Source organism: Sphingomonas sp. BE123 (assembly GCF_031456015.1).
Taxonomy (GTDB): domain Bacteria; phylum Pseudomonadota; class Alphaproteobacteria; order Sphingomonadales; family Sphingomonadaceae; genus Sphingomonas.
The window spans coordinates 511,143-528,241 of record NZ_JAVDTW010000001.1 but is presented as its reverse complement, the minus strand read 5'-3'; the positions used below and the strand labels follow the sequence as shown (position 1 = coordinate 528,241).

Below are 17,099 nucleotides of genomic sequence, written 5' to 3'. Positions count from 1 at the left end.
GACACACGACGAGATGTTACGCCGGTGTTCCGAGAGGAGACAGGAAGTGAGCGAACGCGAGTCGATGCCCTATGACGTGGTGATCGTGGGCGCGGGGCCGGCGGGCCTCGCGGCGGCGATCCGGCTGAAACAGCTGGCCAGCGAGGCGGGCAGCGAACTCAGCGTCTGTGTTCTTGAAAAAGGGTCCGAGGTCGGAGCCCATATCCTGTCGGGCGCGGTGATCGATCCGCGCGCGCTGGATGAACTGCTTCCCGACTGGCGCGACCAGGGTTGCCCGCTGGCACAGGTGCCGGTGACCGACAACCAGCACTGGCTGTTGTCGAAAAAGGGCAAGTGGAACGTGCCCCATTTCCTGACCCCGCGCTTCATGCACAATGAGGGGACCTATACCGGCAGTCTCGGCAATCTGTGCCGCTGGCTCGCCGAACAGGCCGAGGGTCTTGGCGTCGAGATTTTCCCCGGCTTTGCCGCGGCGGAAATCCTCTACCATGACGACGGATCGGTGAAGGGCGTCGCGACCGGCGACATGGGCGTGGCCCGCGACGGGACCCGCAAGCCCGACTATCAGCCCGGCCTTGAGCTGCATGCGCGCTATACCTTCTTCGGCGAGGGCGTGCGCGGGCACCTGTCGAAGCAAATCCAGAAGCAGTTCGGCCTGCGCGACGGGGTCGAGCCGCAGATTTATGGCCTGGGCATCAAGGAATTGTGGGACATCGATCCCGAACTGCATCAGCCGGGCCGGGTGATTCACACCCAGGGCTGGCCGCTCAACGAAACCACTGGATCGAACGGCGGCGGGTTCCTGTACCATCAGGCCAATGGCCAGGTGGCGCTGGGCTTCGTCACCTGGCTCAACTATTCGAACCCCTATCTGTCGCCGTTCCAGGAGATGCAGCGCTGGAAGACGCATCCGGCGATCGCGGAGATCCTGAAGGGCGGCAAGCGCGTGTCCTATGGTGCACGTGCGATCAGCGACGGCGGCCTGCAGTCGATCCCCAAGCTGGTGTTCCCCGGCGGTGCGCTGATCGGCGACAGCGCCGGATTCCTGAACGTGCCGCGGATCAAGGGCACGCATGGCGCGATGAAAAGCGGCATGCTGGCAGCCGAGGCCGCGTTCGCGGCGGTGGCGGCGGACCGCTCGGGCGATGAACTGACCGCCTATCCCGAGGCGTTCGAGGCAAGCTGGCTCTATCAGGAGCTGAGCATCGTTCGGAACGTCGTTCCGCTGGTCAAGAAGTTCGGCGACCTGGTCGGCTCGGCGCTGGCCAATGTCACGATGTTCCTTGAAAGCTGGGGCGTGAAGATGCCCTTCACGATGGGCCACAAGCCCGATCATGAAAGCCTGTGGCGCAAGGATCTGGTCCAGCCGATCGATTATCCCAAGCCCGATGGCGTGCTGACCTTTGACCGGCTGTCCTCGGTGTTCATGTCGAACACCAATCATGAAGAGGATCAGCCGGTTCACCTGACACTCAAGGACCCGGAGATTCCGGTGTCGTACGACCTGCCGATGTATGACGAGCCGGCGCAGCGTTACTGCCCGGCTGGGGTGTATGAGATCGTCGGCGAAGATGTGGGCGAGCCCAAGTTCGTGATCAACGCGCAGAACTGCGTCCACTGCAAGACGTGTGACATCAAGGACCCGACTCAGAACATCAACTGGGTCGTGCCCGAAGGTGGTGGGGGGCCGAACTATCCCAACATGTAAGGCCTTGGTCCTGACCGGCGCAGCCGTCGCGCTGCTGCTTCCGTCGGTCGCGCATGCCGATCTCGGCGCCTATGTGCGGGCGCGGGCGGCTGCGGCCGACGGCGCAGTCGATCTTGCCGCTGCCGGCTATGCCGCAGCGCTGGCGGCGGCGCCAGCGGATGAGGTGGTGGCCATTCGTGCCTATCGCAACGCGCTGGCGGCCGGCGATCTTGCGCTGGCGCGGCGCGCGGCGGCGGTACTCGAGCGGGCGGGTGTCGCGCCGGCAGACACCGCGATCCTGGCCTTTGCCGATGCGGTGCGGACGCGCAACAAGGCTGCTGCCGACGACGCGCTCGGGCGGATCGGGGCGGGGCCGCTCGACTTTCTGGCGCCGGTTTTGCGCGCGTGGACCGCGTTCGACCGTGGCGGTGACCCCTTCGCGATCCTCGACAATGCGGGAGAAAGCGGGCTCAGCCGCCGCTACATCAGCGAGCATCGCGCCCTGCTTCTGTTCGCGTCGATGCGGCGTGAGGAAGCGCTCGCCGCCTATCGCACGGCCACCGGAGCCGATCCGGGCAGTATCGATCTGCGCTTGAACGCGGCGACGCTTGTCGCGGGAATCGGCAATCGGCGGCTGGCCCGGGAGATGCTGGCAGGGGACGATGCGACCCTGGCGGCATTGCGCGATGGCCTGCGCCCGATGCGGCCGGGCACTGCGTTCGGGACCAGCCGGCTGTTGACCCGGCTGGCAGCCGATCTGGGCGGGCAGGAGACGCAGGTGCTCACGATCCTGTTGACCCGTGCGGCACTCTCGCTCGACCCGGGAGACGATCGCGCGCGTCTGCTGCTTGCAGCGGCGCTGGGCCAGGAAAAGGCATATGATCGCGCGCAGTTGGTGCTGGGTGCGATCCGGCCCGACAGCCCGTTCGCGGCGGCCGCACTTGGCGAGCGGATCGAACTGCGGCGGCGGCAGGGGGATGCTGCAGGCGCGCTCGCCCAGGCCGAAGCGCTGGCAGTGCGGCGCGACGCGGGCGAGCGCGACCTGCGACGCTATGCCGATCTGCTCGCCGACCAGGACCGCAATGTCGATGCCGCCATTTACTATGGCGCTGCGCTGACACGGGCGGGGGCAGCGGCAAGCTGGGTCCATTACTTGCAGCTCGGCGGTGCGCTGGAGCGTGCGGGCCGCTGGGATGCAGCGCTTCCGCATCTGCGCAAGGCGGTCGAACTGGCTCCGGACGAACCGGTCGCGTTGAATTATCTGGGTTATGCGCAGGCGGATCGCGGCGAAAACCTGACCGAAGCGGTCGCGCTGCTCGAGCGAGCCAACCGGCTGCGTCCCGATGATCCGGCGATCACCGACTCGCTCGGATGGGCCTATTTTCGCAGCGGTGACGTCGCGCGCGCACTGCCGCTGCTGGAGGCGGCGGCGCAGGGCCAACCCGCGAGCGCAACGATCAACGAGCATCTGGGCGATGCCTATTGGCGCGCCGGACGTCGCTTTGAAGCGCGTTACGCCTGGCGCGCCGCTGCGCTGTATGCCGAGGGGGAGCAGCAGGCTCGACTGGCGGGAAAGCTCGCCAACGGGTCCGGTGAGAAGGTGGCGGCAAACTGATCCTGATCGAGCCCGCGCCGGCCAAGCTCAACCTGGCGCTGCATGTGCGGCGGCGGCGGGATGACGGCTATCATGAGCTGGAGACGCTGTTCGCGTTCGTGCGTGATGGCGATGTCGTCCGGATCGATCCAGCGGGCGAAGGTTTTGCCGTCGAGGGCCCGTTCGGCGGAGCGCTGGCGGGTGAGGGCGATAATCTGGTCACGCGCGCGCGCGCTGGCTTCGCCGCAGCGTTCGGCGTGAAAACGCCGGGTCGGATCACGCTCGACAAGCGGCTACCGGTTGCGTCGGGACTCGGCGGCGGATCGGCTGACGCCGCGGCGACGCTGCGATTGCTGGCGCGCCGTGAGGGGATTGCGATCGCCGACCCGCGCTTGTTCGCGGTGGCCGATGCGCTTGGGTCCGACGTGCCCGCGTGCCTTTATGGGCGAACTGCGATCGGCACCGGTCGCGGCGAGCAACTGGAGTGGATCGAGGGCGCGCCCGGGGTCCCGGTACTGCTGGTCAATCCGGGCGTCGCGGTGGCGACCGGCCCGGTGTTTGCAGCATGGGATCGGGTGGATCGCGGACCGATCCCGGCTGACGGCGACCTGATCGCACGCGCCAGGGCGGGACGAAACGATCTCTATCCGCCCGCGCTGACGATCGCACCCAAGATTGCCGATGCGGTGGCATGGCTGGAGCGTCAGCCGGGGGCCGAGCTGTGTCGGATGTCGGGGTCTGGCGCGACTTGCTTTGCGACCTTTGCAGATGCCGCGACTTGCGGAGCTGCGGCTGAGCGACTGCGCGCGGACCAGCCGGGCTGGTGGTGTCTCGAAACGGTGCTGACGTGACAGGTGGCTGTTCCATTATGGGGCGCGGCGGCAATCGGGACCATGTTCCGCTGAGGGTGATGGCGCTTGGCCCGGTTCTTGCGGAGCGGTCGCTGCGGGTCATGCGCCGGGAGCGAGACGCCCGTGGGTGGCCCCCGCTTTCGGGCGGGCGCCATCCTCGCCCTCTGGGCTGCCAATGATCCGGCTTCAGTTCGATCAATCCATCGCGCGCCTGATGCTCGACCGGGATGGTGCCCGCAATGCGTTGTCGATACCCGCATGGGACGCGATTGCCGATGCCGCTGCGTCGGTGGCGGCAAGCAGCGCGCATGCGCTGATCGTCGAATCCGTGATGCCCGGCACGTTCTCCGCCGGGGCTGATCTCGCTGAATTCCCGGCGCTGATTGCTGACCCGGCGCTGCGTACCCGCTTCCGCACTGCGATGGCGGCGGGGATCGAGACACTCTCGGCGCTGCCGATCCCGGTGATCGTTGCGGTCGATGGCGGGTGCTATGGCGCCGCCGTCGCGCTGACGCTGGCCTGTGACATTGTCGTTGCAGGGGACGCGGCGCTGTTTGCGACCACGCCGGCCAAGCTCGGCATCGGCTATCCGGCGAGCGATGTCGCGCGGCTGCGCGCGCGCGTCGGAGCGGGGCAGGCGGCGCGGATGTTGTTCACCGGCGACCGCATCGACGCCGATGAGGCGGTGCGGATCGGGCTGGCGCATTGCCGCGCGCGCGATGCGGCCGAGCGCGCCCGGGCGATGGCGGCGACCATCTGCGCCAATGATCCCGATGCGGTGCGATTGCTCAAGTCGATCCTGCACGATCCTGCCGCGTCGGGGCACGATCAGGCGTTCGAGGATGCGTTCGGCTCGGCTGCCTTTGCCCAGCGGCTCGGCGCATTTCTTGGAGGGAAACGGTGAGCGTGGCGGAACGGATTGCGGGTGCTGGCGACGTGCTGATCCTGTGCGATCACGCCAGCAACCACGTGCCGGAGGATATCGACCTCGGCATCGACCCCGCCTTGCTCGTCAAGCATATCGCGATCGATATCGGGGCGGCGGCGGTGAGCCGGGGGCTGGCCGAGCGGCTCGGCGCGCCCGCGCTGCTCGCCACCGTCTCGCGGCTGGTGATCGACCTCAATCGCGAGGTCGATGCGCCCGGCCTGATCCCGCATGTCAGCGACGGGCACGCGATCCCGGGCAATGCAGGTGCAGATCGGGTCGAACGGATCGCGCGTTTCCACGCGCCCTATCATCGCGCGATCGCGGCGCAGGTGCGCGCGCAGCGCCCGGCGCTGATTGTGTCGGTCCACAGCTTCACCCCCGCGCTCGAAACCGGCATCGCCGCACCGCGGCCATGGGAAGCGGGCGTGCTCTACAATCGCGATGCGCGGGCAGCCCGCCCGGCGATCGACTGGCTGGGCGCGCAGGGCATCCCGACCGGGGATAACGAGCCCTATTCGGGGCGTATCCTCAACGCGACCATGAACCGGCATGCCGAGGCGACGGGCATCCCCTATCTCGGTATCGAAATCCGCAACGATCACATCTCCGACCCGGCGGGTGTGACGCGTTGGTGCGAAATTCTGACGAATTTGGTAACAATCGTGCGCGATCATCTTGCGCAGGGGCGGGCTGCGGCGACATAGGCGCGGCATGACCAATCGTTTCGACAAAACCCGCCTGCCTTCGCGCCACGTCTCCGTCGGGCCGGAGCGCGCCCCACACCGCAGCTATTATTACGCCATGGGGCTGAGCGAGGAAGAAATCGCGCGCCCGTTCGTCGCGCTCGCCAGCGCGGGCAACGACAGCGCGCCGTGCAATACCACGCTGGATGCGCAGGCCGATGCCGCGCGCAAGGGTGTCGAGAGCAATGGCGGCATGCCGCGCCGCTTCAACACCATCACCGTGACCGACGGCATCGCGATGGGGCATCAGGGGATGAAATCCTCCCTGGTCAGCCGCGAGGTCATCGCCGACTCGGTCGAACTCAGCGTGCGCGGCCATTGCTATGACGCGCTGGTCGGCTTTGCCGGGTGCGACAAGTCGCTGCCGGGGATGATGATGGCGATGCTGCGCCTCAATATCCCGTCGATCTTCGTCTATGGCGGGTCGATCCTGCCCGGCCGCTATCAGGACCGCGACGTCACTGTGGTCGATGTGTTCGAAGTGGTCGGCAAGTTCGCGGCCGGCACCTGCCCGATCAGCGAGGTCCATGCGCTCGAAAAGGTCGCGTGCCCGGGCCATGGCGCGTGCGGCGGTCAGTACACCGCTAACACGATGGCCTGTGTCGGCGAGGCAATCGGTTTGTCGCTGCCGAACAGCAACATGGTTCCTGCACCTTACACAAGCCGTGAACAGATCGCGGTGGCAGCGGGGTATCAGGTGATGGAGTTGCTGGAGCGCAACATTCGCCCGCGCGATATCTGCACGCGCGAGGCGTTCGTGAATGCGGCGCGGATTGTCGCCGCGACCGGCGGATCTACGAACGCCGCCCTGCATCTGCCTGCCATGGCGAGCGAGGCGGGGATCGAATTCGATCTGTTCGATGTCGCCGAAGTATTTAAATCAACGCCTTATGCAGCAGACCTCAAGCCGGGTGGGAAGTATGTCGCCAAGGACATGTATGAGGCCGGCGGCGTCTACATGCTGATGAAGTCGATGCTGGCGAACGGGTTGCTGCATGGCGAGTGCATGACCGTGACCGGCAAGACGCTCGCTGAGAATATCGATCAGGTCACCTGGAACCCGGATCAGAAGGTCATCTATGACGTCAAGACGCCGATCACCCCGACCGGCGGCGTGGTTGGCTTGCGCGGCACTCTTGCCCCCAATGGCGCGATCGTGAAGGTCGCCGGCATGGCGCGGCTGCAATTCGAGGGGCCGGCGCGCTGCTTCGACTGCGAGGAAGACGCGTTTGCCGCGGTCGAGGCGCGTTCGATCGCCGAGGGCGAGGTTGTGGTGATCCGCTACGAAGGGCCGAAGGGCGGTCCCGGCATGCGCGAGATGCTGTCGACCACCGCCGCGCTTTATGGGCTTGGCATGGGCGAGAAGGTCGCGCTGATCACCGACGGGCGTTTTTCGGGTGCGACGCGCGGCTTCTGCATCGGCCATGTCGGCCCGGAAGCGGCCGAGGGCGGGCCGATCGCGCTGGTCGAGGATGGCGACACGATCCGCATCGATGCGGAGGCGGGAACGATCGACCTGCTTGTCGCCGAGGAGGTGCTGACCGAGCGCCGCAGCCGCTGGCAACCGCGCCGCAATGATTATCAGTCGGGCGCGCTGTGGCGCTATGCGCAGACGGTCGGACCTGCCTATAAGGGCGCGGTCACGCATCCGGGGGCGAAGTCCGAAACGCATGTCTTTGCGGATATCTGAAGTTCTGGCGGCCGCGGGGGCGCTGCTCGCGCTCGCGGCCTGCGATCCCGGACCGGTCAAGACGAAGGCGGAACTGGCGCAGGACGCGCGGGCTCAGGCGGCGCGCGATACCGCAGAGGGGCGCATTCCCTGCGCGCTCGGTGGTGGCGATGCATTCACGACCCGCTGCACGATCGACCGTGCGCAGACGCAGGACGGGTTGATGCTGACGATCCGCCATCCCGATGGCGGTTTCCATCGCCTGCGGGTCACGCGTGACGGGCGTGGCGTGATTGCTGCGGACGGCGCTCAGGCAGCGCGCGTGACGATTATCGATTCCAACGCGATCGAGGTGGCGATCGACGATGCGCGCTATCGCCTTCCTGCTACGGTGAAGGGCGCGGATCGCCGGTGAGTGCTGCACGGCGATGGGGCTGGGCGCTGTTCTGGCTGATCGTCGCGGTTGCAGCAGGATGGTTCCTGAGCGATTCGTTCGCATTCATCGCGACGCGCGAAGCACCGACGGGAGAGACCTTGTGGGGGCGCCGCATCTGGTATTTCGCGCATGTTGCGCTGGCCATCCCGCTATTGCTGATCGCCCCGGTCCAGTTCGCGGTGTCGGTGCGCGAGCGCTGGCCGTTGCTGCACCGCGTGCTGGGTCGGCTTTATCTCGCCGCGTCGCTGCTCGCCGGGCTGTTCGCGCTTCATCTGGGCAGCACGATCGCGGCGCCGGAGACTCAGGTGCCGCTGACCCTGTTCGCCGCAGTCTGGATCGGCTTTGTCGTGATCGCGTGGCAAGCCGCGCGGCGGCGGCGGTTCGACGTGCATCATGGTTTCGTGATTCGGGCCACCGCCATCGCGCTGTCGTTCGTCTGGGTTCGGATGATGGCCGCCGACGATGGCGCCCTGCTCAGGTTCATCGAAAATGCTGAGATCCGCGCCGCGACGCGCGGGTGGCTGAGCTTTGTCCTGCCACTGCTGATCGTCGAGATCTGGCTGTCATGGTGGCCCAGCGCGCGGTCGCTATTTGCACGGTCGCGCGTTTGAGCCTATCGCTGCCCGCGCCAGAGGGCCGGGCGACCGCGTTGCATGCAGATGCACCGAGGAAAGTCCGGGCTCCACGGAAACACGGTGCCGGGTAACGCCCGGCGGTCCCGGTTCGCCGGGGTCAGGGAAAGTGCCACAGAGAGCAGACCGCCCGCTGGTCTTCGGACTGAGGGCAAGGGTGAAAGGGTGCGGCAAGAGCGCACCGCGCGACCGGCAACGGAAGCGGCACGGCAAACCCCACCGGGAGCAAGATCGAATAGGGACCGCGCATGGGGAGTTCCGCCCCGCGGTCCGGGTTGATTGCTTGAGCCCGCATGCAAATGCGGGCCTAGAGGAATGGTCGCCTATCGCGCGCACCTCCCTTCGGGGAAAGGGCCGCGTGGACAGAACCCGGCTTACAGGCCCTCTGGCAACCTATCTCGTCTGAAAGCGGGGGCTTGTCACCGCCCCCTTGCCTGTCCGATACTCGGGCCGAAGGTGAGGATATGAGACGCGGCCTGTTGCTGGCTGCGAGCGGGTCGCTCGCGGCGATCATCTCAAGCCATGCCGAGGCGCGGCAGGGCGACCTGCGCAAGGTCTGCGCCCAGGAGGCGCGGCTGCCGACGCCCGACGATGACACCGGGGTCGATTTCGACGATCTGGTCGCCGACCGCGCGATCGAGCTGTGCCGGCGCGCGCTGGAGGCGCATCCGCAGGACGCGTCGACCATGGCCAATCTCGGCCGCGCGCTGACCAAGGCGGGCGAGAACAAGGCGGCGCTGGTGCTGATCGAACGCGCGGCGGCGGGGGGCAGCCTGCAGGCGGTCAACACGCTGGCGTCGATGTACGAGACCGGGAGCGGTGTTCCCAAGGACGTCAAACGCGCGTTCGCGCTGGCACAGTCGGGCGAGACCGGCTGTAATGTGTGGTTGCTCGGGCGGCTGGCAGATTATTACCTCAACGGCACCGGCACCCCCGCCAATGTCGAGGCGGCGCTCCGTACCTATGCGCGCGCCGCGCAATTGGGACATCGCGGCGCGGCGCGGACGCTGGGCGACCATCATCGCTTTGGGACCAAGGGGGTGCGCAAGGATTATGCGCTGGCCCGTACATGGTATGCCCGTGCAGCCGAACTGGGCAACGCCGACGCGATCGCCGCGCTCGGCTATATGACCGAGATGGGGCAGGGCGGCCCGAAGGATGAGCACGCGGCGCGGCGGCTGTACCAGAAGGCGGCGGATAGCGGGTCGGGCTGGGGCGCCGAGAACCTCGCGGTCATGCTCCAGGTCGGCCGGGGCGGTCCCAAGGACGAACATGCCGCAGCCGACTGGATGCGGCGTGCCGTCGATCGCGGACAGACCAGCGCCATGCGACGACTGGGTACCTATTACCGCGAGGGGATCGGTCTAGTGCGCGATACCCAGATGGCGATCGCCTGGTATCGAAAGGCGGCGGACGAGGGCGATGACGACGCCATGGTCGAGCTGGGAGACATGGCGACCAACGGGCGCGGAATGCCGCGGGACGAGGCAGCGGGGCGCGAATGGTATCGCAAGGCAGCCGAGGCGGGTAACGGCAACGGGATGCGCAAGCTGGCGTTCGGACTGGCGTCGAGCGAGTTTACCGGGGTGCCGAGCGATAATCCGGCGGCGGTAGAATGGTACCACCGCATGGCGGGCCATGAGAATCCTGATTTTGCAGCGGTCGCCGCCGACGTGTTTGCGGAAGGCAAACTGGTCCCGATGGATATCAAGGCCGCACGCACCTATTATGCGCGCGCCTTTGCGGGCGGTGTCGAAGATACCGGTCGTCCGCTGGTCGAGGTCATGCTGCGCGACCAGCCTGATGATGCCGCGCGTGGAGAGGCGCTCAGGATCCTGACGACAAGTGCGGAACGGGGTGAGGGCTGGGCGCTGGCGGCCCTGGCGCATCCCGGACCGGTGATCGAGCGCGGGGGGCTGGTCATCGACAGTGCGCCGTGGCGCGCGAAAATCGCCGCGATAACCGATCCCAAGGTGCTGACCGAGGTTGCAAAGGCGCTGCAAAAGGGCACGTTGGCGCGCCAGCAATTCGGCCTTGCTGTGCAATATGCCCGGGCAGCAAGCGATCCGTCGGTGGCCAAGGAGTATCAGCTCAAGCTGATGATCGCGCTTCGTCTGCAGGAAGCCGCCCAGCGCGAACTGGCGCGCTACGCCGACACTGCGGAGTTCAAGGCGCTGCCCGAAGACCGGCGCAAGGCGTTCGTTGCCCAGTTCGACACGCCGGCGATGTTCAGCTTCAATGGCGATTCCTCGCATATCCCGTTGTTCGAGAAGCTGGCAGCACTCGGCATGAAGGAGGCTGCGGCCAAATATGCCTGGCGCTTGCTCGATGACGGCAAGGGCGATCCCGTCGCGGCAATGAAATGGTTCGAAATCGCTGCCGAGCGCGGATCGGCCGACGCGCAGCGGGCGATCGGGTACATCTTCCTGAAGGGGTTCGGGGTTCAGAGAAGCGCGGAGCGCGCGGTCCGTGCCTGGGAAGAAGCGTATCGCCGGGGCGAGACGAATGCGGCGCTCAGTCTGGCGCTCTATTACAAGGGCGATCTCGAATTCACCGAAAGCGAACGGGTTGGCGCGCCGGCAACCGACGCAGTGCAAGCGTTCGAATGGATGCAGCGTGCAGCGTCTGCCAACTACAGCAACGCGGTGTTGCTCGCGCGCATGTATCTCGCGGGAGAGGGGACCCGGGCAAATCCGAAAGAGGCCATCCGCCTGCTGCGCTGGGCGGTTCATTGCGGCAATTACACCGCGCGGGTCGCGCTGGGTGAGGCCTATCTGCACGGCGCAGGGGTCGCCAAGGACCCGGCGATGGCGCTGCGCTGGTTCAAGCATGGCGCTGCATCCGGCTGGAGCGGCGGCGCGCTCGCCATGGTCCGGGCGTCGGCGCTGGGCTGGGGGATGAAACCCGATGTGGCGCAGGCGCGCTACTGGCTGGCAGAAGCAGCGCGACGCGGCAGCGAGGATGGCAAGGCCTGGCTCGCCGCATGCGGCCCGCGTGCGACGCTTAAATGCCTGACCGCGATTGCCGGGTTCGAACCGATCCCGATTGGCGCACCGACCGCCGGGACGATGCCCGAACCGGATTTCGCCGTCCGCGAAGCCAGCCTGCTCAAGGACCTCGACGCCGCAATCGAGAATGGCTCGGAATATGCGGTGTTCGAAGGGTTCCGCGGGCTCGAGGAACATTATCTGCTTTACGGGCGCATGGACCGCTATCTCGCGACCAAGACCCGTTCGCTGGCGATCAAGGAAGCGGCGCTCACCACCCGCTATGGCAGCCGCGACAATTATTTCGCACTGATCGAATCCTCCTGCCACTGGTCGAGCGCGGCAACGGAAGCGCATGGCGGCGGGCGGCGCGAAGCGGCGCTGTTTTTCGCCAAGGTCGCGGTGAACAAATTGCAGGATGCGCGCAAACGCATCGCCGATCTCGATCCCGAAATTCGTGAATGCTTCATCCGCGTCCATCAGGACCGCTACCGCTATCTTGCCGACATCTTCATGGAGATGGGGCGGTTCGGTGAAGCGGAACATGTCCTGGCAATGCTCAAGGATTTCGAGAGCTACAATTACACCCGCGACCGTCGTCGCGAGGGCGATGCGTTTGAGCAAATGCCGCTCGACACCAAGCAGACGCATGGCTTTGCGGCATTCGAGGCGGCAGTCACCGCGCTCGAGCAGGCGGGTGCGGCACGCGACCGGCTCGTTGCGCTGCAACGCCAGGGCAGTCTGACGCCGGAGCAGCAACAGGAACTTGCTGCCGCAACGACTGCGCTGGGCGCGGCGCAGACCGCGTTTCGCGGCGAATTGGGCGCGCTGGCCGATGCGGTTGACGGTCTCGACGCGAGCCTGACACCCGATCAGGCGGAGAAGGCGGATCGTGTTGCGGCGATCCAACCGCGCCTGATCTCTACGGTCAGGCGGCTGGGCAAGGACATCGCGGCGCTCCATGCCGTCGTGCTGCCGGACCGCATTCACTGGCTCATCACCACCGCGAATTTCCAGAAATCGGTCGTCGTCCCGGTCGACATTGCCGCGTTGCGCAAGGATATCGGCCAGTATCGCCAGGCTATCAGCGACAAGGCGGTGTTTATCGCCGACCCCGCGACGCGCCTGTACCGCACGCTGTTCGAACCGGTGGACCGGGCGCTGCGCGCAGCTGGTGTGAGCAAGGTCATGCTCTCGCTCGACGATGCCCTGCGCTACCTGCCGATGGCGGCGTTGCATGATGGCAAGGGCTGGCTGGCGCAGCGCTATGCGTTCAGCGCCTTCCGGTCGATCGACGAAGTGCAGACCGGGCCGTCCGAAGCGACGGAGTGGCAGGTTGCGGCACTCGGTGCGAGCCAGGGCGGGGCGGGGCTGAGCCCGCTCCCGGCAGTGCCTGCGGAACTCAGCGGGATTGTCCGCGCGGGCGATGCCACCACCGGGGTGCTACCCGGCGTGGTCAAGCTGGACGCCGCATTCGACCGTTCGGCGCTCGGCGCCGCGATGGCCGGGGGCTATCGCGTGATCCACATCGCGTCCCATTTTGCACTCGACCCGACCAGCGCGGACAAATCCTTCCTCCTGCTTGGCACCGGCCAGGAACTGCCGCTGACCGAATTCATCAAGGACGGGCGCTTCACCGCGATCGACGTCGATCTTCTTGCCTTGTCCGCGTGTCAGACCGGTGTTCCGGGCAGCAGCCAGAACGGCTCTGAAGTCGATGCGAGCCTCGCCGAATTGGCGCAGAAGGCGGGCGCATCGGCGGTCCTCGCCTCGCTGTGGTCGGTGGCCGACGAGTCGACCGCTGTGCTGATGCAGCGTTTCTACGCGATCCATGCCCGGGGTGGGATCAGCAAGGCGGAGGCGCTGCGCCAGGCGCAACTCGCGCTGATGACCAGCCAATCCGCCGGCGATGCCGATGGCGTCGATCGCGGCAAGGCACGATCCGCTCCGGCTGCGCCGACCGGTCCCGCGGTCACCGGCTATGCCCACCCATTCTACTGGGCCCCCTTCGTCCTGCTCGGAAACTGGCAGTAGCGCCGGTTTCGGCGCTTGATCGCCGCGCGGCGATCGCGATAGCGTCAAGAAAGGGGAAAGAATCAGCCCCTTCGGGGGCAAAGCTGATGATTATCGGGATCGATCTCGGTACGACGAACAGTACCGTTTCGGTATGGCAGGACGGGCGTGCGGTCCTGATTCCGAATGCACTGGGCGACCTGCTCACCCCGTCCGCGGTCAGTATCGATGATGCCGGGGCACTGCTCGTCGGCTTTGCTGCGCGGGAGCGTCAATCGACCCATCCGGATCGGACTGCCACGGCGTTCAAGCGCTACATGGGCACACGGCACGTCACCAAGCTCGGCGGCGTCGCATTCACGGCGGAGGATCTTTCGGCGATTGTGCTGGGGCGGCTGAAGGCGGACGCCGAAGCCTATCTGGGAACGACGGTGAGCGAGGCGGTCATCACCGTGCCGGCCTATTTCAATGATCGCCAGCGCAAGGCCACGCGCCGCGCGGGTGAATTGGCGGGGCTGCAGGTCAGGCGCCTGCTCAATGAGCCGACCGCAGCGGCGCTGGCCTTCGGCATCCAGGATTGCGCGGATCGCGAACCCTTTCTGGTCTTTGATCTGGGCGGAGGCACGTTCGACGTCTCGATCGTCGAGATGTTCGACGGCGTGGTCGAAGTGCGCGCATCCGCGGGTGACAACCGGTTGGGCGGCGAGGATTTCAACGACGCGATTATGGCGCTTGCCCGCACCCGGCTCGACCTTGCGGCAATGGAGGCACTCGCTGCGCCGGCGCTGGTTCACGAGATCATGCGCGCCGCGGCCGAACGCACCCGGCGCGCACTTTCCGATGCGGCGCAGGCGCCGTTTCAGGTCACGATCGCCGGCGTCCAGTTCGAAACGATCGTCAGCGCCGCCGAGTTCGAGGCGCAGGCCGCCGGCCTGATCGAGCGGCTGCGCGATCCGGTCCTGCGATCGCTGCGCGAGAGCGACACGCGCGTCGATCTGTTGAGCGAGATCGTGCTGGTCGGCGGCGCGACACGCATGCCGGTCGTGCGCAAGGCGGTCACGCGCATGTTCAGCCGCTTTCCCAACGCCTCCGTCCATCCGGACCATGCCGTTGGGTTGGGGGCGGCGGTCCAGGCGGCGTTGCTGGCCAAGGATGCCGCGCTCGATGAAATCCGGCTGAGCGATGTCTGCCCATTCTCGCTGGGCGTGGACACGACCGAGCGCGACGCGCGCGGCGCGCTGCACGGCGGGCTGTTTTCACCGGTGATCGAGCGTAACACACCGATCCCGGCGAGCCGGATCAGCTATTTCCGCACGCTCGCCGATAATCAGCGCGAAGTCCAATTCGGCATCTATCAGGGTGAGGCACGCGAGGTCCGCAACAACATCAAGCTCGGTGAAATCACCGTACCGGTCCCACCGCGACCTGCTGGCATGGTGGGGGTCGAATGCCGGTTCAGCTATGACTCGAGTGGCTTGCTGGAAGTCGATGTCCATGTTCCGGAAACCGGCATGACCCGCAACCTCGTCATTCTCGACGAGGTCGATGCCATGACCGAGCGCGATGTCGCGCAGCGCCGCGAACTGCTCGCCGCCCTCAAATATCATCCGCGCGAAGAGGCTGCCAACGCCGCGCTGCTTGCCCGCGCCGCGCGGTGTTATGAAAGCTTCATCGGTGCGGAGCGCGAGCGGATCGGCCACGGGACCCTCGAATTCCAGGCAGCATTGGAGCGGCAGGATCCGCGCGGCATCCGCATTGCGCACGGTCAGTTGTCGGGCCTGCTGGACACGCTTGAAGGTGAGCGGTTCCTGTGAACGGTGCGTTGCCATGGACGCTGCTTGCGATTGCTCCGACCGGCGACACGCGCGCGATCCGACGCGCATACGCCGCCCGGCTCAAGGCATTCGACGCCGATTCCGACCCCGAACGCTTCGCCGCGTTGCGCGCAGCACGCGATCATGCGCTGCAGCTCGCGGCCAGCGCTGAAGCGCCGAGCGACGATAGCCCGGCGGCCGGACTTAGCGCCATCAACCCGTTCCGGCGCCTCGTGCTGGCGGACGCGCTGCCCATGCGCGGAGCGTTGGCCGTCGCGCTCGCGCCCGATATCGACGCGCCCCCCTGGCTGGTCCTTGCGCCCCGAGCGGGTGTGGCGGGAAGCGTCGCGCGGGACGTTCCGATTGCTGCCGATCTCACCTTGGTGCCGCCGCTGTACGACACTCGCCTCGATGGAACCATTGCTGCCTTTGTCGCGGGCGATGCGACGCTGGATGGTGGCGCGCATTTTGACGCGATTATCGGGATCCTGTTCGACTCCGGCGAGCGCCGCCAGACCATGCCGTCGCCCGAGGAAGAGGGCGCGCTGCTTGAGCATTTCAACGCGATCCGCACATCGCGCCGGATCGACGAAATGGCATATTATGCCGATGTCGAGCGGTGGTGCGCCGACATCATCGCCCATGGCGCGCCAGCGTCGCGATGCCTGATGAAGCCGGCCGCCGACTTCTTCAACTGGCGCGCACGTGCGGGCGAGTTGGGCGAGAGCGATGCGATCGCGTTCATCAACCGGCAAATCGCGGTCTCTGACTTTATCGATACGGTCAGCGAGCCGTCGCACCGCTGGCATCGGGCATGGACCGAATTGACCAGCTTTGCGCACGAGCATTCGCGGCGCGGGCGCGGGGTCAAGCGTCAGCATGTCCGCGAACTGCTGGAAGCGGTCCGGCGGGAGCGCCCGGAGGTCGAGCAGCATTTCGACGGCATGCGCGTCGCATTGTGGGAAAACCCGCGGCCCAAATACGACCTCCCGATCTTCCCGATCGGCGTGGCCATCCTGTTCGGGCTGTCGTTGATGACCAAATGCTCCGATCTGCAGAAGCCGGCCGCCTCGCCAGCCGAGACGGTATTCGGCGGCACCGGACTGGCGCCACCGGATCTGACGAAGCGTATGCCGGAGATCGACGCAGCGCTGCGCGAAGCGGGGTTTCCGACATTGAATCTCGCGGCTGCCGAAGCCGGTAATCCCGAGCTCGCCAACATGCTCAAGAGCAACTGGGAGATCGTGGCGCGCGAAGGCCGGGGCATGCAGCCACTGGCCGCGCGATTGCGCGCGGCGCTCGACGAGCGGGTGCGCATGAGCCTCGCGACCGCGCCGGCTGCGCTGGTCCGCGACCTGCGGCGGCTGGATGTGGAGCGGGCGCGGCTGGTCCAGCGGATCGGACCGGAACGCTGCGACCGCTATTGGGAAGGCTCCAGTGAACCGCCACCATCGGGGTTCGAACAGATTGAGCAGGCCCAGGCAAAGCTGATCGACAGCTTCGTTCTCGAAACGCGCGGTCCGTTCTCACGGGGCGGTCGCGACGTGACCGTGCCGGGCTATGTGATCGAGCGGATCATGGCCGCAACACGCCTGCCCGAGCAACGGGTGCGGGCAAGCCTGCAGGGGGAAGCCGATGCTGCCGATCGCTGTGCCGTGCGGATCGCCCTGATCGAAGCGGCGCTGACAATCCCGGCGCGCGACGGGCTGCCGATCCTGCGCGGCATCTGACCGCACAGGATCGGG

General features: G+C 66.7%; 11 protein-coding genes and 1 other RNA gene. All 12 read left to right on the top strand.

Annotation, left to right across the window (positions count from 1 at the left end; all coding sequences use genetic code 11):
- Positions 1-46: 46 nt before the first annotated feature.
- Positions 47-1,708 carry an electron transfer flavoprotein-ubiquinone oxidoreductase gene (locus J2Y54_RS02460; protein WP_310036646.1) on the top strand — a complete coding sequence of 554 codons (1,662 nt, stop codon included), beginning with the start codon at positions 47-49 and terminating at the stop codon, positions 1,706-1,708.
- Between the two features lie 4 nt (positions 1,709-1,712).
- The gene (locus tag J2Y54_RS02455) at positions 1,713-3,302 is read left to right on the top strand and encodes a tetratricopeptide repeat protein (RefSeq protein ID WP_310036645.1); all 1,590 of its coding nucleotides are present in this window, start codon (positions 1,713-1,715) and stop codon (positions 3,300-3,302) included.
- Positions 3,302-4,132 carry a 4-(cytidine 5'-diphospho)-2-C-methyl-D-erythritol kinase gene (locus J2Y54_RS02450; protein ID WP_310038433.1) on the top strand — a complete coding sequence of 277 codons (831 nt, stop codon included), beginning with the start codon at positions 3,302-3,304 and terminating at the stop codon, positions 4,130-4,132. Before J2Y54_RS02455 ends, J2Y54_RS02450 begins: the two co-directional genes overlap by 1 nt.
- A gap of 175 nt (positions 4,133-4,307) precedes the next feature.
- Complete coding sequence (locus J2Y54_RS02445) at positions 4,308-5,036, top strand: enoyl-CoA hydratase/isomerase family protein (protein ID WP_310036644.1); 729 nt, start codon at positions 4,308-4,310, stop codon at positions 5,034-5,036.
- Complete coding sequence (locus J2Y54_RS02440) at positions 5,033-5,764, top strand: N-formylglutamate amidohydrolase (protein WP_310036643.1); 732 nt, start codon at positions 5,033-5,035, stop codon at positions 5,762-5,764. The genes J2Y54_RS02445 and J2Y54_RS02440 overlap by 4 nt, the downstream gene beginning before the upstream one ends.
- A 7-nt stretch (positions 5,765-5,771) precedes the next feature.
- Positions 5,772-7,493 (top strand): dihydroxy-acid dehydratase, encoded by a 1,722-nt coding sequence (ilvD, locus tag J2Y54_RS02435; RefSeq protein ID WP_310036641.1) that lies wholly within the window; start codon positions 5,772-5,774, stop codon positions 7,491-7,493.
- Positions 7,474-7,887: a hypothetical protein gene (locus J2Y54_RS02430; RefSeq protein WP_310036640.1), complete on the top strand. Its 414-nt coding sequence runs from the start codon at positions 7,474-7,476 to the stop codon at positions 7,885-7,887. The genes ilvD and J2Y54_RS02430 overlap by 20 nt, the downstream gene beginning before the upstream one ends.
- A complete protein-coding gene (locus J2Y54_RS02425) occupies positions 7,884-8,519 on the top strand; it encodes a DUF2306 domain-containing protein (RefSeq protein WP_310036639.1) in 636 nt (211 codons plus the stop codon). Before J2Y54_RS02430 ends, J2Y54_RS02425 begins: the two co-directional genes overlap by 4 nt.
- Before the next feature lie 17 nt (positions 8,520-8,536).
- Positions 8,537-8,933, top strand: an RNA gene (gene rnpB / locus J2Y54_RS02420) — RNase P RNA component class A.
- 71 nt (positions 8,934-9,004) lie between these two features.
- Positions 9,005-13,561, top strand: coding sequence for a CHAT domain-containing protein (locus J2Y54_RS02415; RefSeq protein WP_310036638.1), 4,557 nt, complete (start codon positions 9,005-9,007; stop codon positions 13,559-13,561).
- A gap of 86 nt (positions 13,562-13,647) precedes the next feature.
- Positions 13,648-15,354, top strand: coding sequence for an Hsp70 family protein (locus tag J2Y54_RS02410; protein WP_310036636.1), 1,707 nt, complete (start codon positions 13,648-13,650; stop codon positions 15,352-15,354).
- Positions 15,351-17,084, top strand: a complete 1,734-nt coding sequence (locus J2Y54_RS02405; RefSeq protein ID WP_310036634.1) for a hypothetical protein — start codon at positions 15,351-15,353, stop codon at positions 17,082-17,084. The genes J2Y54_RS02410 and J2Y54_RS02405 overlap by 4 nt, the downstream gene beginning before the upstream one ends.
- The last annotated feature ends 15 nt before the right edge of the window (positions 17,085-17,099 follow it).